The sequence below is a fragment of the Streptomyces sp. AM6-12 genome, assembly GCF_044327085.1.
GTDB lineage: Bacteria > Actinomycetota > Actinomycetes > Streptomycetales > Streptomycetaceae > Streptomyces.
Window position 1 is genome coordinate 4,931,913 of sequence record NZ_JBIQWN010000001.1, and the last position, 18,627, is coordinate 4,950,539.

General features: G+C 72.6%; 14 protein-coding genes. 12 read left to right on the top strand and 2 right to left on the bottom strand.

Going from position 1 to position 18,627, the window contains the following annotated elements; genetic code table 11:
* Nucleotides 1-83: 83 nt before the first annotated feature.
* The 5 genes from lepA (at nucleotide 84) to ACE4Q9_RS22385 (ending at nucleotide 8,049) form a co-directional block, all read left to right on the top strand.
* Nucleotides 84-1,958, top strand: a complete 1,875-nt coding sequence (lepA, locus tag ACE4Q9_RS22365) for a translation elongation factor 4 (RefSeq protein WP_397985998.1) — start codon at nucleotides 84-86, stop codon at nucleotides 1,956-1,958.
* Between the two features lie 290 nt (nucleotides 1,959-2,248).
* Nucleotides 2,249-4,126, top strand: a complete 1,878-nt coding sequence (locus ACE4Q9_RS22370) for an AMP-dependent synthetase/ligase (RefSeq protein WP_397985999.1) — start codon at nucleotides 2,249-2,251, stop codon at nucleotides 4,124-4,126.
* Nucleotides 4,127-4,275: 149 nt separating this feature from the next.
* Complete coding sequence (locus tag ACE4Q9_RS22375) at nucleotides 4,276-6,066, top strand: SpoIIE family protein phosphatase (RefSeq protein ID WP_397987299.1); 1,791 nt, start codon at nucleotides 4,276-4,278, stop codon at nucleotides 6,064-6,066.
* A gap of 72 nt (nucleotides 6,067-6,138) precedes the next feature.
* Complete coding sequence (hemW, locus tag ACE4Q9_RS22380) at nucleotides 6,139-7,371, top strand: radical SAM family heme chaperone HemW (protein ID WP_397986000.1); 1,233 nt, start codon at nucleotides 6,139-6,141, stop codon at nucleotides 7,369-7,371.
* Nucleotides 7,372-7,470: 99 nt separating this feature from the next.
* The gene (locus ACE4Q9_RS22385; RefSeq protein WP_397986001.1) at nucleotides 7,471-8,049 is read left to right on the top strand and encodes a Uma2 family endonuclease; all 579 of its coding nucleotides are present in this window, start codon (nucleotides 7,471-7,473) and stop codon (nucleotides 8,047-8,049) included.
* Here the strand turns inward: ACE4Q9_RS22385 and ACE4Q9_RS22390 are convergent.
* Complete coding sequence (locus ACE4Q9_RS22390; RefSeq protein ID WP_397986002.1) at nucleotides 8,027-8,896, bottom strand: DUF3097 domain-containing protein; 870 nt, start codon at nucleotides 8,894-8,896, stop codon at nucleotides 8,027-8,029. The genes ACE4Q9_RS22385 and ACE4Q9_RS22390 overlap by 23 nt on opposite strands.
* A 68-nt stretch (nucleotides 8,897-8,964) precedes the next feature.
* Entirely contained in the window at nucleotides 8,965-9,687 is a 723-nt protein-coding gene (locus ACE4Q9_RS22395) for an MBL fold metallo-hydrolase (RefSeq protein WP_397986003.1), read from the bottom strand.
* A gap of 173 nt (nucleotides 9,688-9,860) precedes the next feature.
* Here ACE4Q9_RS22395 and hrcA point away from each other — a divergent pair, with 173 nt between their 5' ends.
* The 7 genes from hrcA (at nucleotide 9,861) to ACE4Q9_RS22430 (ending at nucleotide 18,590) form a co-directional block, all read left to right on the top strand.
* Complete coding sequence (hrcA, locus tag ACE4Q9_RS22400) at nucleotides 9,861-10,877, top strand: heat-inducible transcriptional repressor HrcA (protein ID WP_111582045.1); 1,017 nt, start codon at nucleotides 9,861-9,863, stop codon at nucleotides 10,875-10,877.
* Entirely contained in the window at nucleotides 10,878-12,014 is a 1,137-nt protein-coding gene (gene dnaJ / locus ACE4Q9_RS22405) for a molecular chaperone DnaJ (RefSeq protein WP_397986004.1), read from the top strand.
* A 433-nt stretch (nucleotides 12,015-12,447) separates the two neighbouring features.
* On the top strand, nucleotides 12,448-13,521 hold the full coding sequence (locus ACE4Q9_RS22410) for a nitronate monooxygenase (protein ID WP_397986005.1): 1,074 nt from the start codon (nucleotides 12,448-12,450) through the stop codon (nucleotides 13,519-13,521).
* Nucleotides 13,518-14,264 (top strand): 16S rRNA (uracil(1498)-N(3))-methyltransferase, encoded by a 747-nt coding sequence (locus ACE4Q9_RS22415; protein WP_397986006.1) that lies wholly within the window; start codon nucleotides 13,518-13,520, stop codon nucleotides 14,262-14,264. The genes ACE4Q9_RS22410 and ACE4Q9_RS22415 overlap by 4 nt, the downstream gene beginning before the upstream one ends.
* Nucleotides 14,265-14,282: 18 nt before the next feature.
* Nucleotides 14,283-14,675, top strand: coding sequence for a VOC family protein (locus ACE4Q9_RS22420; protein WP_397986007.1), 393 nt, complete (start codon nucleotides 14,283-14,285; stop codon nucleotides 14,673-14,675).
* Between the two features lie 135 nt (nucleotides 14,676-14,810).
* On the top strand, nucleotides 14,811-15,335 hold the full coding sequence (locus ACE4Q9_RS22425; RefSeq protein WP_397986008.1) for a hypothetical protein: 525 nt from the start codon (nucleotides 14,811-14,813) through the stop codon (nucleotides 15,333-15,335).
* A 96-nt stretch (nucleotides 15,336-15,431) separates the two neighbouring features.
* On the top strand, nucleotides 15,432-18,590 hold the full coding sequence (locus ACE4Q9_RS22430) for a S41 family peptidase (RefSeq protein ID WP_397987300.1): 3,159 nt from the start codon (nucleotides 15,432-15,434) through the stop codon (nucleotides 18,588-18,590).
* Nucleotides 18,591-18,627 lie beyond the last annotated feature (37 nt).

Here is an 18,627-nt window from a genome sequence, read left to right on the forward strand (position 1 = left end):
CTTCGGTCCCTCCGCGTGGGACCATGGAGACTACGTATCGATCCGACCCGAGGCATAAGGCGCCTCAAGAGACAGGACCCTGCGTGCCCGCGACCCCTAACCACGTGCCCGAGCCGAGCCGTACCGCCCCGGCGCTGATCCGCAACTTCTGCATCATCGCGCACATCGACCACGGCAAGTCCACGCTCGCCGACCGGATGCTCCAGCTGACCGGCGTGGTCGAGCAGCGGCAGATGCGCGCTCAGTACCTCGACCGGATGGACATCGAGCGCGAGCGCGGCATCACGATCAAGTCCCAGGCGGTGCGTCTGCCCTGGGCCCCCACCGAGGGCCCCGACCAGGGCACCACGCACATCCTCAACATGATCGACACTCCGGGGCACGTCGACTTCACCTACGAGGTCTCGCGGTCGCTGGCCGCCTGCGAGGGCACCATCCTCCTCGTCGACGCCGCCCAGGGCATCGAGGCGCAGACCCTCGCCAACCTCTACCTGGCGATGGAGAACGACCTCAAGATCATCCCGGTGCTCAACAAGATCGACCTGCCGGCCGCCCAGCCGGAGAAGTTCGCCGAGGAACTGGCGAACCTGGTCGGCTGCGAGCCGGAGGACGTGCTCAAGGTCTCCGCCAAGACGGGTCTCGGCGTCGAGGCGCTGCTGGACAAGGTCGTCCAGGAGATCCCGGCCCCGGTCGGTGTCGCCGACGCCCCCGCCCGCGCGATGATCTTCGACTCGGTCTACGACTCCTACCGCGGTGTCGTGACGTACGTGCGTGTCATCGACGGCCAGCTCAACAAGCGCGAGCGCATCAAGATGATGTCGACCGGCGCCACCCACGAGCTGCTGGAGATCGGTGTCAGCTCGCCCGAGATGCTCCCGGCCGACGGCCTGGGCGTCGGCGAGGTGGGCTATCTGATCACCGGTGTGAAGGACGTCCGCCAGTCCAAGGTCGGTGACACCGTCACCAGCCAGCACAAGGGCGCCACCGAGGCCCTCGGCGGCTACAAGGACCCGAAGCCGATGGTGTTCTCGGGCCTGTACCCGCTGGACGGCTCCGACTACCCCGAGCTGCGCGAGGCCCTGGACAAGCTCCAGCTCAACGACGCCGCGCTGGTCTACGAGCCGGAGACCTCCGCCGCCCTCGGCTTCGGCTTCCGCGTCGGCTTCCTCGGCCTGCTGCACCTCGACGTGATCCGCGAGCGCCTGGAGCGCGAGTTCGGCCTCGACCTGATCGCCACCGCCCCGAACGTGGTCTACCGCGTGGTCATGGAGGACGGCAGCGAGCACACGGTGACCAACCCGAGCGAGTTCCCCGAGGGGAAGATCGACGAGGTCTACGAGCCGGTCGTACGGGCCACCATCCTCGCCCCCACCGAGTTCATCGGCGCGATCATGGAGCTGTGCCAGACCCGGCGCGGCACCCTGCTCGGCATGGACTACCTCTCCGAGGACCGCGTCGAGATCCGCTACACGCTGCCGCTCGCGGAGATCGTCTTCGACTTCTTCGACCAGCTGAAGTCCAAGACCCGCGGTTACGCCTCGCTCGACTACGAGCCCACCGGCGAGCAGTCCAGCAGCCTGGTCAAGGTCGACATCCTGCTGCACGGCGACAAGGTGGACGCCTTCTCGGCGATCACCCACAAGGACCAGGCCTACGCGTACGGCGTGCGGCTCGTCGCCAAGCTCAGGGAGCTGATCCCGCGGCAGAGCTTCGAGGTGCCGGTCCAGGCCGCCGTCGGCTCGCGGGTGATCGCCCGCGAGACCATCCGCGCCATCCGCAAGGACGTCCTCGCCAAGTGCTACGGCGGCGACATCTCCCGTAAGCGCAAGCTGCTGGAGAAGCAGAAGGAAGGCAAGAAGCGGATGAAGATGGTGGGTTCGGTGGAGGTTCCGCAGGAGGCCTTCATCGCGGTCCTCTCCAGCGATGACAGCGCGGGGTCGGCCAAGGGCAAGAAGTAACCGGGGGCATCGGACAGTAACCGAAGGTAACAAGCGGTTGCGTCCGTAAAACGGACACCAGGGGGCCCGTCGTGCGAAAGCGCGGCGGGCCTCCGCGCGCCCGTGCCGTCACTCCGCGTCGCCGACGCGGGGAAAGAGACAGGGTGAAGCCCCTTACGCAGCGGGCGGTCGCGCCTTACTCTGATGCCTGCTCGATAGTTACTCGCGAGTTAAACAACGCCCGAACCCCACCGTGAGTTAACCCAGCCGCACGAGTACCAGCCGCGCTGTCGCGGGCCCCGGAGGATGTCGTGAGCGACACACAGACCCAGATCGAGAACCGTCCGCCGTCCGTCGCGGCCCTCTTCCTTGAACGCGTGGCGGCGACACCGGACGCCGAGGCCTACCGCTACCCGGTGCCTCCCGCCGCCGGGCAGGGCCCGGACGACTGGAAGTCGCTGAGCTGGGCCCAGTCGGCCGACCGGGTGTACGCGATCGCGGCCGGACTCACCGAGCTGGGCATCGAGCCCGAGCAGCGCGTGGCGCTCGCCTGCTCCACCCGCGTCGAGTGGATCCTCGCCGACCTCGGCATCCTGTGCGCCGGCGGCGCCACCACCACGATCTACCCGCAGACCAACGCCGACGAGTCCGCGTTCATCCTCGCCGACTCCGAGAGCCGGGTGCTGATCGCCGAGAACGCGTCCCAGGTCGCCAAGGCGGCCGAGAAGCGCGCCGAACTGCCCGAGCTGACGAAGGTCGTCGTCATCGACCCGGCCGGCGTGCCGGAGGGCGACGACTGGGTGATCACCCTCGCCGAGCTGGAGAAGCGCGGCGCCGCCTACCTGGAGCAGCACCCGCAGCTGGTCAAGGAGCGGGTCGGCGCGATCACCAGGGACCAGCTCGCCACGCTGATCTACACCTCCGGCACCACCGGCCGCCCCAAGGGCGTGCGGCTGCCGCACGACAACTGGTCGTACATGGCCAAGGCCATCGCCTCGACCGGGCTGCTCGGCCCGGACGACGTGCAGTACCTGTGGCTGCCGCTCGCGCACGTCTTCGGCAAGGTGCTCACCTCCGGCCAGATCGAGATCGGGCACGTCACCGCCGTGGACGGCCGCGTCGACAAGATCATCGAGAACCTGCCGGTGGTGCGGCCGACGTACATGGCCGCCGTGCCGCGCATCTTCGAGAAGGTCTACAACGGCGTCGCGGCCAAGGCGCGGGAGGGCGGCGCGGCCAAGTACAAGATCTTCCAGTGGGCGGCCGAGATCGCCCGCGAGTACGCCAGGACCGAGCAGGACAACTTCCGGCACACCGGCAGCCGCTCCGTGCCCTTCGGCCTCGCCGCCCGGCACAAGGTCGCCGACACCCTCGTCTACGCCAAGATCCGCGAGGCGTTCGGCGGCCGGCTGCGCGCCTGTGTCTCCGGCTCCGCCGCGCTCGCGCCCGAGATCGGCTACTTCTTCGCCGGCGCCGGCATCCACATCCTGGAGGGCTACGGCCTCACCGAGTCCTCCGCCGCGTCCTTCGTGAACCCCGGCGAGGCCTACCGCACCGGCACGGTCGGCAAGCCGCTGCCCGGCACCGAGGTGCGCATCGCCGACGACGGCGAGATCCTGCTGCGCGGCCCCGGCATCATGCAGGGCTACCACAAGCTGCCCGACAAGACCGCCGAGGTGCTGGAGTCCGACGGCTGGTTCCACACCGGCGACATCGGCGAGCTCTCGCCCGACGGGTACCTGCGGATCACCGACCGCAAGAAGGACCTCATCAAGACCTCCGGCGGCAAGTACGTCGCGCCGGCCGAGGTGGAGGGCCAGTTCAAGGCGGTCTGCCCGTACGTCTCCAACATCCTCGTGCACGGCGCCGACCGGAACTACTGCACCGCGCTCATCGCCCTGGACGAGATCGCGCTCGCCGAGTGGGCGAAGGAGAACGGCCTCGGCGGCAGGCCGTACGCCGAGATCGTCGCGGCGCCGCAGACGGTCGAGATGGTCGACGGGTACGTCCAGCAGCTCAACGCCGGGCTCCAGCGCTGGCAGACGATCAAGAAGTTCCGGCTGCTGCCGCGTGATCTCGACGTGGAGCACGGCGAGATCACGCCGAGCCTGAAGCTGAAGCGGCCGGTGGTGGAACGGGAGTACAAGGGGCTGATCGACGAGATGTACGCCGGGACGCGGGAGAAGTAGCGCTCGCCCCCAGGGCGGCTTTTTGGCCACCAGCGCTCGAAAAGGTTCCCCTTTCGATGCCGTCCTAGCACGCTTCTCGGCCATGCGTGGCCACTTCGGTGACTTCACGCTTATGCGCGACCCCCGTCTGTCACCCTGGCCGCATGGACATGGCGGCCATACCCATGCAGCGGGAGACGGCGGGCCGGACGCGCGGGCACGCCGCGTTGCCCGGCAGCCCGCTCGCGCCGGGCACCGCGCGGGCCCTGGTGCGGGCCGCGCTGGCCGAGGCACCCGTGGCACCCCGGCTCGTCGACGACGCCACGGCGGTCGTCAGCGAGCTGGTCACCAACGCCGTGGTGCACGCGGGCACCGAGATATCCCTCGACTGGTGCCTGGAGGACGGCGGCACCTTCCTGGTCGAGGTCGGGGACCGGCACCCGGCCCGGCCACCGCGGGACGCGACCGCGGGCGAGCCGTCGTACGACACCCTGGAGTACGGCCGGGGGCTGCGCCTGGTCGGGGCGCTCGCCGAGTCCTGGGGGGTCACCTACCGCACCGGCGCCAAGTCGGTGTGGGCCAGGCTGCCACCGGGCGGCGGCGAACCCCCGGCCGGCGGCGGGGTGCGGGACGCGCTGGAGGTCGCCGAGGCGCTGGCCCCGCAGTCGCAGCGCACCCAGAGCGACCGGGACTGGCTCGGCCGGGGCGCGCTGTCCTTCCTCGCCGAGGCGTCCGACCTGCTCGCGGGCCAGCTGGACGAGAACCTGGTGACGGCCCTCACCGGCCAGCTGATCGTGCCCCGGCTCGCCGACTGGTGCGCGGTCTGGCTGGAGGACGAGGCGTCGGCGCGCGGCGGGTCGTACGACGGTCCGGCGCGCGTCTGGCACGCCAGTGAGAACCGCATCGAGGAGCTGCGCCACGCCCTGGAGAAGGAGCCGCCGCGGCCGGGGGACGGCTTTGGGCCCGCGCCCTACCCCTGGCCCGGCGACGCGCTGGGCGCCCACGGCGCAGACGGTACGGCGCTGGCGTACCGGCTGGTGGCGGGCGGGCGGCCGCTGGGCACGCTGGTCATCGGGCGGTGCGGGCTCGCCCGCTTCCCCGACGAGATCACCGGCCTGGTCGAGGACCTGGGCCGCCGGGTGGCCCTCGCCATCGGCGCGGCCCGGCAGTACGCCCGGCAGGCCACCATCAGCGCGGTCCTCCAGCGCGGACTGCTGCCCGGCGCGGTCGCCGAGATCCCCGGCATGAGCAGCGCGCTGGTCTACGAGCCCTGCGACCAGAGCGGCCCCAGCGGCGACTTCTACGACCTGTTCCCGGCGGGCGACGGCCGCTGGTGCTTCGCGATCGGCGACGTCCAGGGCAAGGGCCCGGAGGCGGCGGTCGTGATCGGCCTCGCCCGGCCCTGGCTGCGGCTGCTGGCCCGCGAGGGGTACCGGGTGGCCGACGTCCTCGACCGCCTCAACCAGCTCCTGCTGGACGACGCCATGGAGGCCGCCGACGCCGCGGCGCGCGCCCTGGTCGCCGCCGACGGCCGCGGGGAGGGCCCGCAGACCCGCTTCCTCTCCCTCCTGTACGGCGAGCTGATCCCGTACGACGGCGGGGTCCGCTGCACCCTCGCCTCCGCCGGGCACCCCCTGCCGCTGGTCCTCGGCCCCGACGGGGGCGTGCGCACCGCGGCCCGCCCGCAGACGCTGCTCGGAGTGGTCGAGGACGAGACCTACACCAGCGAGACCCTGGACCTCGGGCCCGGCGAGAGCCTGCTGTGCGTCACCGACGGAGTGACCGAGCGGCGCCGCGGCCCCCACCAGTTCGACGACGCCGACGGCCTCGCCACCGCCCTCGCCTCCTGCACCGGCCTCACCGCCGAGGAGATCGCGGAAAGGATCCGCCACCTGGTCCACACCTTCAGCGAGTCACCCCCGGACGACGACCTGGCCCTGCTGGTGCTCCAGGCGGAGTGAGGGGGCGCCCCGGCCGGGCCCGCCTCCCGGCTCGTCGCTCAGGACCGCGCGGCGGTGCTGGACAATAGGCGTATGCCTTCCGCACTCCCCGACGGTGAGCCCGTACCCGATGACGGTGCGCTGCCCGCGCACGCGCTCGACGGGGCGGGGGAGCGTCCGCTCGGTTTCTATCTGCACGTCCCGTACTGCGCGACCCGCTGCGGGTACTGCGACTTCAACACGTACACCGCGACCGAGCTGCGCGGCACCGGCGGGGTGCTGGCCTCCCGTGACAACTACGCCGAGACGCTCGTCGACGAGGTCCGGCTCGCCCGCAAGGTGCTCGGCGACGACCCCCGGCCGGTGCGCACGGTGTTCGTCGGCGGCGGTACGCCCACGCTGCTGGCGGCCGGCGATCTCGTACGGATGCTGGCGGCGATCCGCGACGAGTTCGGGCTCGCCCCGGACGCCGAGGTCACCACGGAGGCGAACCCCGAGTCGGTCGACCCGGCCTACCTCGCCACCCTCCGCGCAGGCGGTTTCAACCGGATCTCCTTCGGGATGCAGAGCGCGAAGCAGCATGTGCTGAAGATCCTCGACCGCACCCACACCCCCGGCCGCCCCGAGGCGTGCGTGTCGGAGGCCCGTGCGGCGGGCTTCGGGCATGTGAACCTCGACCTGATCTACGGCACTCCGGGCGAGAGCGACGACGACTGGCGGGCCTCCCTCGACGCGGCGATCGGCGCGGGCCCCGACCACGTCAGCGCGTACGCCCTCATCGTGGAGGAGGGCACGCAGCTCGCCCGCCGGATCCGCCGGGGCGAGGTCCCGATGACCGACGACGACGTGCACGCCGACCGCTATCTGATCGCCGAGGAGACCCTCTCCGCCGCCGGCTTCGACTGGTACGAGGTCTCCAACTGGGCCACCTCCGAGGCGGGCCGCTGCCTGCACAACGAGCTGTACTGGCGGGGCGCGGACTGGTGGGGCGCGGGCCCCGGCGCGCACTCCCATGTGGGCGGCGTGCGCTGGTGGAACGTGAAACACCCCGGCGCCTACGCTGCCGCGCTGGCCGGGGGCCGCTCGCCGGGCGCGGGTCGCGAGGTGCTGTCCGCGGAGGACCGCCGGGTCGAGCGCGTCCTCCTGGAACTCCGGCTCCGCGAGGGCGTCCCGCTCTCCCTGCTGAAGGAAACCGGCCTCGCCGCCTCCCGCCGCGCCCTCGCGGACGGTCTCTTCCAGCCCGCCCCCTACACCGAGGGCCGCGCCGCCCTCACCCTGCGGGGCCGGCTGCTGGCGGACGCGGTGGTACGGGACCTGGTGGACTGATCACCCCGGCGAGTGAATCGGTGCGGAACGCCGGTTCGGTCCTTAACCTGATTCCTAGGCTGCTGCCGAAAGGACGCAGCAGATGTGGAGGCCACGGAGATGACCGCTGTGGACGAGCGTGGACTGGCCGAGTGCTTCGACAAGTTCGAGCCTCCCGAGGGCGTCAAGGCTGAGCTTCTCCGGGGGGTAATCATGATGATGGCCAGCCCTGATCTGGTGCACAACCTGATCGCGCTGCACACCCAGCGGCAGATTCCCCTGGAACGGTGGTACCCGATCCAGACCCAGGACGTGGGCATCGCCGGCGAGGACAGCGTGCCCGTCCCGGATCTGGTCGTCGCGGCACCGGACGTACTGCCCGACTCGGGGCACCTGCTGCCGTCAGAGCTGGTCACGGCGGTGGTGGAGATCGTCTCCAAGTCAAGCGCCCACAACGACTACGTGGTCAAGCGTTCGATCTACGCGGCGGGAAGGATCTCCACCTACCTCGTCATCGACCCGATCATGGCGCAGTGCGTCCGGCTGACGAAACCGTCAGGGCAGGGGGAGGACGCCGACTACCTGAGCCAGGAGATCACCAAATTCGGGGATCCGGTCCGGCTGGAGGCCCTGGGGATCGAACTGGACACGAGCGAGTTCGGAACCCTCCCCAACGTCAGGCCCCACCGCTACCCGTGACGAAGTCGATCAGCTCCTCCACCCGGCCGAGCAGCTCCGGTTCCAGGTCCTTGTAGGAGTTCACCCGCTTCAGGATCGCCTGCCACACCGCGCCGGTGTTGTCCGCGGGCCAGCCCAGGGCGCGGCACACGCCCGTCTTCCAGTCCTGGCCGTGGGGCACCCGAGGCCATCCCGCGATCCCCAGCGACGCCGGTTTCACCGCTTCCCAGATGTCGATGTACGGATGGCCCACGACCAGCGCGTGTTCGCTGGTCACCGACCGGGCGATACGGAATTCCTTCGTGCCCGGCACCAGGTGGTCCACGAGGACGCCGAGGCGGGCGTCCGGACCGGGGGCGAAGTCGGCGACGATCGCGGGGAGGTCGTCCACACCCTCCAGGTACTCCACGACCACGCCCTCGATGCGCAGGTCGTCGCCCCAGACCTTCTCGACCAGCTCGGCGTCGTGCCGGCCCTCGACGTAGATGCGCCCGGCGCGGGCCACCCGGGCGCGGGCGCCGGGGACGGCGACGGAACCGGAGGCGGTGCGGGCGGGGCGCGCCGGGCCGGCGAAGGGTCGTACGAGCGTCACCACCCGGCCCTCCAGCAGGAAGCCGCGCGGCTCCAGCGGGAACACCCGGTGCTTGCCGAAGCGGTCCTCCAGCGTCACCGTGCCCGCCTCGCAGCGGATCACCGCCCCGCAGAACCCGGTACCGGGCTCCTCCACGACCAGCCCCGGCTCGGCGGGCACCTCCGGCACCGGCTGGGACTTCTTCCAGGGAGGGGTCAGGTCGGCGGAGTACCGGCGGGAGCGCGGGCCCGAAGGGCCCCCGTTGGAAGGGCGGTGGTGGGAGACGGGTGGGCGCATTCGGATGACGATAGGAGAAGCCGCGGGCGCGCGCTCACGACACGCCGGTAAGGCCGCGCGCGTGCGGCTCAGTTCACGCCGAACCGCGCGGCCAGCGCGTCCCGTTGGCGTCGTACGAACGCCGCGTCGACCACCGCCCCGTGACCGGGCACGTACAGCGCGTCCTCGCCGCCCAGCGCCAGCAGCCGGTCCAGCGCGTCCGGCCAGCGCGAGGGTACGGCGTCCGGGCCCGCCTGGGGCTCCCCGGACTCCTCCACCAGGTCCCCGCAGAACACCACCTCCGGCTCGCCCGGCACCAGAACCACCAGGTCATGAGCGGTATGGCCGGGGCCCACATTGGCCAGCAGCGCCTGGCGGCCACCGCCCAGCTCCAGGGTCCGCTCCCCGGAGACCAGGTGCCGCGGCGGCACCAGCGCCAGCGCCGCCTCCTCGGCCTCGTCCGCGGGCAGCCCGTGGCGGACCGCGTCGTACCGCAGCTCGTCCCGCCCGCGGCGGACCACCCCGTCCGCCCCCACCGCCGCGTACACCTCGGCCCCCGCGAACGCCGGAGTCCCGAAGACATGGTCGAAATGGACATGGGTCAGCGCGAGATGGGTCACACGTCCACCGGCGAGCACCTCGGCCGCGGACCGCAGCCGCGCCCCCTCCGCCAGGCTCGACCCGGCGTCCACCATCAGCGCCGTGTCCGCGCCCAGGACCAGCCCCGCCGTGCAGTCCCAGCCCGGCAGCCGGCACCGCCCCACCCCGGCGGTCAACCGCTCCCAGCCACCCTCTTCCCAAGTCACCGTCATACCGCGACGCTAGCCGCAGGAGCGGTCGCACGGGCACCGACCTTGCCCGGTGCGTACCCCACGGCCGTACACTGGGCCGGGGAACGCTGGCACTCGCATGCGAAGAGTGCCAAGACGGACACAAGAGGGACAGCCTCGCAAGTGAGGGGACGACGTGCTGGAGGTGCGCGCGAATGCTGAGTGAACGCAGGCTTCAGGTACTGCGCGCCATCGTCCAGGACTATGTCGGCACCGAGGAGCCCGTCGGGTCCAAGGCCCTGACCGAGCGGCACAACCTCGGTGTGTCCCCGGCGACCGTGCGCAATGACATGTCGGCCCTGGAGGACGAGGGGTACATCGCGCAGCCGCACACCAGCGCGGGGCGCATCCCCACCGACAAGGGCTACCGGCTGTTCGTCGACAAGCTCGCGGGCGTCAAGCCGATGACCGCGCCCGAGCGCCGCGCGATCCAGAACTTCCTCGACGGCGCCGTCGATCTCGACGACGTCGTGGCGCGTACGGTGCGGCTGCTCGCGCAGCTGACCCGGCAGGTCGCCGTCGTGCAGTACCCGTCCCTGACCCGGTCCACCGTGCGGCACGTGGAGCTGCTGGCGCTCGCCCCGGCGCGCGTGATGCTGGTGCTGATCACGGACACCGGCCGGGTCGAGCAGCGGATGGTCGACTGCCCGGCGCCGTTCGGCGAGGCGTCCCTCGCGGACCTGCGCGCGCGGCTCAACAGCCGGGTCGCCGGCCGCCGGTTCGCGGACGTGCCGAAGCTGGTCGAGGACCTGCCGGACGCCTTCGAACACGAGGATCGCGGTACGGTCTCCACGGTGCTCTCCACCCTTCTGGAGACACTGGTCGAGGAGAACGAGGAGCGGCTGATGATCGGCGGCACCGCCAATCTCACCCGCTTCGGACATGATTTCCCCCTCACGATCCGGCCCGTCCTGGAGGCCCTGGAGGAGCAGGTCGTGCTCCTCAAGCTCCTCGGCGAGGCGAAGGATCCGGGCATGACCGTGCGCATCGGGCACGAGATCGCCCACGAAGGACTCAACTCAACCTCCGTGGTGTCGGTGGGCTACGGTTCGGGCGGCGAGGCGGTTGCCAAGCTCGGCGTGGTCGGACCGACCCGCATGGACTATCCGGGAACGATGGGAGCGGTACGCGCAGTGGCACGGTACGTCGGACAGATCCTGGCGGAGTCGTAAGTGGCCACGGACTACTACGCCGTTCTCGGCGTGCGCCGCGACGCGTCGCAGGATGAGATCAAGAAGGCGTTCCGTCGGCTCGCGCGCGAGCTGCACCCGGACGTCAACCCCGATCCGAAGACCCAGGAGCGGTTCAAGGAGATCAACGCCGCTTACGAGGTGCTGTCGGACCCGCAGAAGAAGCAGGTCTACGACCTCGGCGGCGACCCCCTCTCGCAGTCCGGCGGCGCCGGCGCGGGCGGCTTCGGGGCCGGTGGCTTCGGCAACTTCTCCGACATCATGGACGCGTTCTTCGGCACGGCGTCGCAGCGCGGACCGCGCTCGCGCACCCGGCGCGGCCAGGACGCGATGATCCGGATCGAGGTCGAGCTGGACGAGGCGGCCTTCGGGACGACCAAGGACATCCAGGTCGACACCGCGGTCGTCTGCAACACCTGCAACGGCGAGGGCGCGGCTCCGGGCACGTCGGCGCAGACCTGCGACATGTGCCGCGGCCGCGGTGAGGTCTCGCAGGTCACCCGGTCCTTCCTGGGCCAGGTCATGACCTCGCGGCCGTGCCCCCAGTGCCAGGGCTTCGGGACCGTGGTGCCCACGCCGTGCCCGGAGTGCGCCGGTGACGGGCGGGTCCGCTCGCGGCGCACGCTGACCGTGAAGATCCCGGCCGGTGTCGACAACGGCACCCGGATCCAGCTCGCCGGCGAGGGCGAGGTCGGCCCCGGCGGCGGTCCGGCCGGTGACCTGTACGTGGAGATCCACGAGCTGCCGCACCCGCGCTTCCAGCGCCGCGGCGACGATCTGCACTGCACGGTGACGATCCCGATGACCGCGGCCGCCCTCGGCACCAAGGTGCCGCTGGAGACGCTGGACGGCATGGAGGAGATCGACATCCGGCCCGGCACCCAGTCCGGGCAGTCGATCCCGCTGCACAACCGGGGCGTCACGCATCTGCGGGGCGGCGGCCGGGGCGACCTGATCGTGCACGTCGAGGTGCAGACGCCGACGAAGCTCGATCCCGAGCAGGAGCGGCTGCTGCGCGAGCTGGCCAAGCTGCGCGGCGAGGAGCGCCCGCAGGGCCAGTTCCAGCCGGGTCAGCAGGGGCTGTTCTCGCGGCTGAAGGACGCGTTCAACGGCCGCTGAGCCTCCGGCCGTGCCAGGCCTGCCGTGGCGACCTCCGACCGGGGGCTGCCACGGCGCCTGGCCCGGCTTTTGACCGGGGGCTGTCGCGGCACCTCCGTCGCGGCTGTCGGCCGAGGCTGTCGCAACACCCCCGTCGCGGTTTCTGATCAGGGGTTGTCGCGGCGCCTGGCCCGGCTTCCGGCTGGGGGCTGTCGCGGCATCTCCGTCGCGGCTTCCGGTCGGGGCTGTCGCGACCACCTCCGTCGCGGTTTCTGACCGGGGGCTGTCATGGCGCCTGGCCCGGCTTCCGACTGGGCTGCCGCAGCACCCGTCACGGTCTCCGACCGAGGGCTGCCACGGGCACCCCGCACGGCCTCTGACCGGGCACGGAGTGGAATATGCCGATCCTGACGCCCGATTCGGACTTGTTCGGTGGACGTGACACCATGCGGGCATGTCCTCCGCACTGACCGATCTCCTCCGGCACCCGATCGTGCAGGCCCCCATGGCGGGCGGCGTCTCGGTGCCGGAGCTCGCCGCCGCCGTCTCCGAGGCCGGCGGGCTCGGGTTCCTGGCCGCCGGGTACAAGACGGCCGACGGTATGTACCAGGAGATCAAGCGGCTGCGGAGCCTCACCGACCGGCCCTTCGGCGTCAACGTCTTCATGCCGCAGCCCGAGTACGCGGAGAGCGGCGCGGTCGAGGTCTACGCCCATCAGCTCGCGGGTGAGGCCGCCTGGTACGAGACCGAGCTGGGCGACCCGGACCACGGCCGCGACGACGGCTACGACGCCAAGCTCGCCGTGCTCCTGGACGACCCGGTGCCGGTGGTCTCCTTCCACTTCGGGGTGCCGGACCGCCACGCGCTGGAACGGCTGCGGCGGGCCGGGACCGTCACGCTGGTCACCGCCACCACCGCCGAGGAGGCCGTCGCGGTGGAGCGGGCCGGAGCGGACGCGGTGATCGCGCAGGGCGTGGAGGCCGGCGGCCACCAGGGCACGCACCGGGACGTCCCGGAGAACGACGGCACCGGCCTCGGCCTGCTCTCCCTGATCACACAGGTCCGCGAGGCCGTGCACCTCCCCGTCGTCGCGGCCGGCGGCATCATGCGCGGCGCCCAGATCGCGGCCGTCCTCGCGGCGGGCGCGAGCGCGGCCCAGCTGGGCACCGCCTTCCTCGCCGCCCCCGAGTCCGGCGCCCCCGCCGTGCACAAGGAGGCGCTGACCAACCCCCTGTTCGTCCGCACCGAGCTGACCCGCGCGTTCACCGGCCGCCCCGCGCGCGGACTGGTCAACCGCTTCCTGCGCGAGCACGGCCCGTACGCGCCCGCCGCCTACCCGGAGGTCAACCACCTCACCTCGCCGCTGCGCAAGGCCGCCGCGAAGGCCGGGGACGCGCAGGGCATGGCGCTGTGGGCGGGCCAGGGCCACCGGCTGGCCAGGGAACTGCCCGCCGGACAGCTGGTGGAGGTGCTCGCCGCCGAACTCGCCGAGGCCCGGGCGGCGTTCGCCGCGGGAGGTGCCCGGTGACCGCGCCCGTCTTCGTCGTGCCGGACTTCACCGCGGACGGCGACCGCTACGTCCTGGACGGACCCGAGGGCCGGCACGCCGTCTCGGTCAAGCGCCTGGAGGCCGGTGAGGAGGTGGTCCTCACCGACGGCGCCGGGCGCTACGCGGTGTGCGAGGTGCTCGGCAGCGAGGGCAAGGACCGTCTCGTCGTACGGATGCCGGAGGTGTCCGAGGAGCCCGAGCCGCGGCCCCGGATCACGGTCGTACAGGCTCTGCCCAAGGGCGACCGGGGGGAGCTGGCCGTCGAGACGATGACCGAGGTCGGGGTCGACGCGATCGTGCCGTGGCAGGCCGCGCGCTGCATCACGCAGTGGCGGGGCGAGCGCGGTCTGAAGGCGCTCGGCAAGTGGCGGGCCACCGCGCGCGAGGCCGGCAAGCAGTCCCGCCGGGTCCGCTTCCCCCAGGTCGCCGAGGCGGCGACCACCAAGCAGGTCGCGGCACTTCTGGCCGCGGCCGACTTCGCCGGGGTGCTGCACTCCGACTTCGGGCACACCAGCGAGCCGCTGGCCACCGCCGAACTCCCCGCCGAGGGCGATATCGTGCTCGTCGTCGGGCCCGAAGGGGGCGTCTCCCGCGACGAGTTGGCGCTGTTCGAGGAGGCGGGCGCGCGGGCGTACGTCCTCGGGCCCAGCGTGTTGCGCACCTCCACCGCCGGCACCGCGGCCGCCGCCCTCCTCCTGGGGCGCACCGGCCGCTGGTCCTGAACCACGACCGGGGACACCATGGAACTCGCCCAAGTACGGCTGCTCGTCAGCGACTTCGCCGCCTGCTACCGCTTCTACGCCGACGTCCTCGGCCTGAAGCCGCAGTCCGGCGCGAGCGAGGGCCCCTACGAGAAGTTCAGCCCCCACACCGGGTCCGCCGGGATCGCCCTCCAGGACCGCGCCATGATGGCCGAGCTGCTGCCCGAACTCGCCGGCCCCGCCGACGGCCACCGCTCCCTGGTCGTCCTGCGCGTCGACGACCTCGACGCCTACTGCGCCGAGATCACCGCCCGCGGCGCCACCCTCCTCCAGCCCCCCACCCCGATGACCGACCGCATGCGCGTCGCGCACCTCAAGGACCCCGAGGGCAACCTGGTGGAGCTCCAGGAGTGGCTGCTGCTGCGGGGCTGAACCACCCCGGCGGGTACGCCGTTTCGAAGGAACCGGCACGCCGAACGGGTGAGTGCGCGGGCGGGCGCTTCCGTCCGTCCCCCTCGCGCTGGCACTCTGCCGTGCATGGGGGCATTCATGTGGATTCGGCCGCGTGTGGCCGTTCTCGCCGGGATCGTCGGTGTGGCCGCAGCCGGTGCCGTGGGCTGCCAGTCGGATGTGCTCGGGTCGGCCGGGGTCGCGTACACCACCGGGACGACGGCGACCGCGCGGCTGGAACAGGCGGACGTCCACGTCGGCTGGCTCACCTGCAGCGGCGACTCGCGCCCGGCCGCCGGGGCGACCGCGGCGCCGGGGCGCGGCGGTGTGGTCTCCGTCGACTGCCGGGGCGAGACCGGCGACCGGGAGCGGATCACCGTGAACGGCGAGGTCACCCGTGCCGTGGACGGAGCCTGCGTCCGGGGCGACCTGCGGGCCAGGGTCGAGGGGAGGCAGGTGTTCCACGTCAGCGGGCTCGGCGACTGCGCGACCGCGCCGGCCCCGGCGTACCGGCCGCCCACCTTCACCTACCGCCCGCCCAGCTACCCGCCCGTCGGCGCGCAGCCCGCCGTCACGGTCACCGTCACCCGCACCCTGTGGTGCCAGAGCGACCCCAACTGCCTGCCCGTGGCGGGCAAGTGATCGAAACGGGCCCCGCGGACGGCGGCCGCTGCGTAAGGTGACGGGGTGACTCAGGGCGCTTCGACAGGAACCTCCGGCTACCTCCGATTCCCGCACCTGCGCGGCGACTTGGTGACCTTCACCGCCGAGGACGACGTGTGGCTCGCCCCCCTCGACGGGGGCCGCGCCTGGCGGGCCAGTGCCGACAACATCCCGGTGAACCACCCCCGCATCTCGCCCGACGGCACCACCCTCGCCTGGACCTCCACCCGCGACGGCGCCCCCGAGGTGCACGTCGCGCCCCTCGACGGCGGACCCGCCAAACGCCTCACCTACTGGGGAAGTTGGCAGACGCGGGTGCTCGGCTGGACCCCCGAGGGCCATGTCCTCGCGCTGAGCACCACCGGCCAGCCCAGCCGGCGCCGCACCTGGGCCCGCGCCGTCCCCCTCGACGGCGGACCCGCCACCACCCTGCCGTACGGCCCCGTCGGCGATGTCGCCCACGGCCCGCACACCGTGCTGCTGTCCGCCCCGATGGGCCGCGAGGCCGCCTGGTGGAAGCGCTACCGCGGCGGCACCGCCGGCAAGCTGTGGATCGACCGGGACGGAAACGGGGAGTTCACCCGGCTGCACGAAGAACTCGACGGCAACATCGAGTACCCCTTCTGGGTCGGCGACCGCCTGGCCTTCCTCTCCGACCACGAGGGCACCGGCGCCCTCTACTCCTCCCGCGCCGACGCCTCCGACCTGCGCCGGCACACCCCCCTCGACACCTTCTACGCCCGGCACGCCGCCACCGACGGCACCCGCGTCGTCTACTCCAGCGCCGGCCGGCTCTGGCTCCTCGACGACCTCGACGGCGCCGCCCCGCGCGCACTGGACATCCGCCTCGGCGGCCCCCGCGTCGATCTCCAGCCCTTCCAGGTGGACGCCTCCCGCTGGTTCGGCCCGGCCGCCCCCGACCACACCGCCCGCGGCAGCGCCGTCGCCGTGCGCGGCACCGTCCACTGGGTCACCCACCGCTCCGGTCCGGTGCGCGCCCTCGCCGCCGAACCCGGCGTCCGCACCCGGCTGCCCCGCACCTTCCGCGCCGACGGCGAGGAGTGGGTGGTCTGGGTCACCGACGCCGAGGGCGAGGACGCCCTGGAGTTCGCCCCCGCCACCGGCCCCGCCCTCGGCGCCACCCCCCGCCGGCTCGCCGCCGGACGCCTCGGCCGGGTCCTGGAACTCGCCATGGCCCCCGACGGCAGCCGCGCCGCCGTCGCCGCCCACGACGGCCGGCTCCTGCTGGTCGAACGGGAGACCGGCGAGGTCCGCGAGGTCGACCACAGCGAGGACGGCGACGTCCGCGACCTCACCTTCTCGCCCGACTCCGCCTGGCTGGCCTGGACCCACCCCGGCCCCCGCCCGCTGAGCCAGCTGCGCCTCGCCCACACCACCGACCTGACCGTCAGCGAGGCCACCCCGCTGCGCTTCCAGGACCACGCGCCCGCCTTCACCCTCGACGGCAAGCACCTCGCCTTCCTCTCCAACCGCTCCTTCGACCCGGTCTACGACGAACACGCCTTCGACCTGGCCTTCGTGGGCGGCACCCGCCCCTACCTGATCACCCTCGCCGCGACCACCCCCTCCCCGTTCGGACCGCAGCGTCACGGCCGTCCGTTCGAGACCTCCGACAAGGGGGAGACCCCCGACAGCGAGGGTGTGCCCAGCACCCGGATCGACCTCGACGGGCTCGCCGACCGCATCGTGCCCTTCCCGGTCGAGTCCGCCCGCTACGGCCATCTGCGTGCCGCCAAGGACGGCGTGCTCTGGCTGCGCCACCCGCTGCACGGCGTCCTCGGCACCACCCGCGCCACCCCCGACGAGCCCTACCCGCACACCGAGCTGGAGCGCTACGACCTCGCCCAGCAGCGCCTGGAACACCTCGCCGCCGACGCCGACCACTTCGAGGTCAGCGGCGACGGCAAGCGGGTCCTGCTGTGGACCGACGGCAAGCTCAAGGTCGTACCCAGCGACCGCCGCGCCTCCGCCGACGAGGACAGCGACTGCCACATCACCGTCGACCTCGGCCGCATCCGGCAGACCGTCGACCCCGCCGCCGAGTGGCGGCAGATGTACGACGAGAACGGCCGCCTCATGCGGGACAACTTCTGGCGCCCCGACCTCGGCGGCGTCGACTGGGACGGCGTCCTCGACCGCTACCGCCCCCTCCTGGACCGCCTCGCCACCCACGACGACCTGGTGGACCTGCTGTGGGAGGTGCACGGCGAGCTCGGGACCTCGCACGCCTACGTCAGCCCCCGCGGCGGCTACGGCGACGGCCCCCGCCAGGGCCTGCTCGGCGCGGACATCTCCCGCCACGAGGACGGCAGCTGGCGCGTCGACCGCATCCTTCCGTCGGAGACCTCCGACCCCGAGGCGCGCAGCCCGCTCGCCGCGCCCGGCGTCGCCGTCCGCCCCCAGGACGCGATCCTCGCCGTCGCCGGCCACCCCGTCGACCCGCTGACCGGACCCGGCCCGCTGCTCACCGGCACGGCCGGCCGCCCCGTCGAACTCACCGTCTCGCCCGCGGCGGGCGGCGACCCCCGGCACGTCGTCGTCATCCCGCTCGCCGACGAGGAGCCCCTGCGCTACCACGCCTGGGTCGCGGACCGCCGCGCCCATGTCCACGAGCGATCCGGCGGCCGCCTCGGCTACCTCCACGTGCCCGACATGCAGGCCCCCGGCTGGGCCCAGATCCACCGCGACCTGCGCGTCGAGGTCGCCCGCGAGGGCCTGATCGTGGACGTCCGGGAGAACCGCGGCGGCCACACCTCCCAGCTCGTCGTGGAGATACTGGCCCGCCGCATCGTCGGCTGGGACCTCCCGCGCGGGGGCCGCGCGTTCAGCTACCCCATGTACGCCCCGCGCGGCCCCGTCGTCGCCGTCGCCAACGAGTTCTCCGGCTCCGACGGCGACATCGTCAACGCCGCCATCAAGGCCCTCGGTATCGGCCCCGTCGTCGGCACCCGCACCTGGGGCGGCGTCATCGGCATCGACAGCCGCTACCGCCTGGTCGACGGCACCCTGGTCACCCAGCCCAAGTACGCCATGTGGCTGGACGGCCCCGGCTGGACCGTGGAGAACCACGGCGTCGACCCGGACGTGGAGGTCGTACACACTCCCCAGGACTGGGCCGCCGGCCGCGACCCCCAACTGGACGAGGCGATCAGGCTGGCACTGGAGTCGCTGGAGTCCGTTCCCGCGAAGACCCCGCCCGCCTTGCCGACCTGAAAGGGGCGCGGGGCCGTGCCGATCCGCGGCCCCGCCG

Coding starts and splice junctions, on each gene's coding strand:
- ACE4Q9_RS22390 (WP_397986002.1), bottom strand. CDS start 8,896: ATGCGCCCACCCGTCTCCCACCACCGCCCTTCCAACGGGGGCCCTTCG.
- ACE4Q9_RS22375 (WP_397987299.1), top strand. CDS start 4,276: ATGGCGGCCATACCCATGCAGCGGGAGACGGCGGGCCGGACGCGCGGG.
- hemW (WP_397986000.1), top strand. CDS start 6,139: ATGCCTTCCGCACTCCCCGACGGTGAGCCCGTACCCGATGACGGTGCG.
- ACE4Q9_RS22420 (WP_397986007.1), top strand. CDS start 14,283: ATGGAACTCGCCCAAGTACGGCTGCTCGTCAGCGACTTCGCCGCCTGC.
- ACE4Q9_RS22395 (WP_397986003.1), bottom strand. CDS start 9,687: ATGACGGTGACTTGGGAAGAGGGTGGCTGGGAGCGGTTGACCGCCGGG.
- ACE4Q9_RS22410 (WP_397986005.1), top strand. CDS start 12,448: ATGTCCTCCGCACTGACCGATCTCCTCCGGCACCCGATCGTGCAGGCC.
- ACE4Q9_RS22385 (WP_397986001.1), top strand. CDS start 7,471: ATGACCGCTGTGGACGAGCGTGGACTGGCCGAGTGCTTCGACAAGTTC.
- hrcA (WP_111582045.1), top strand. CDS start 9,861: ATGCTGAGTGAACGCAGGCTTCAGGTACTGCGCGCCATCGTCCAGGAC.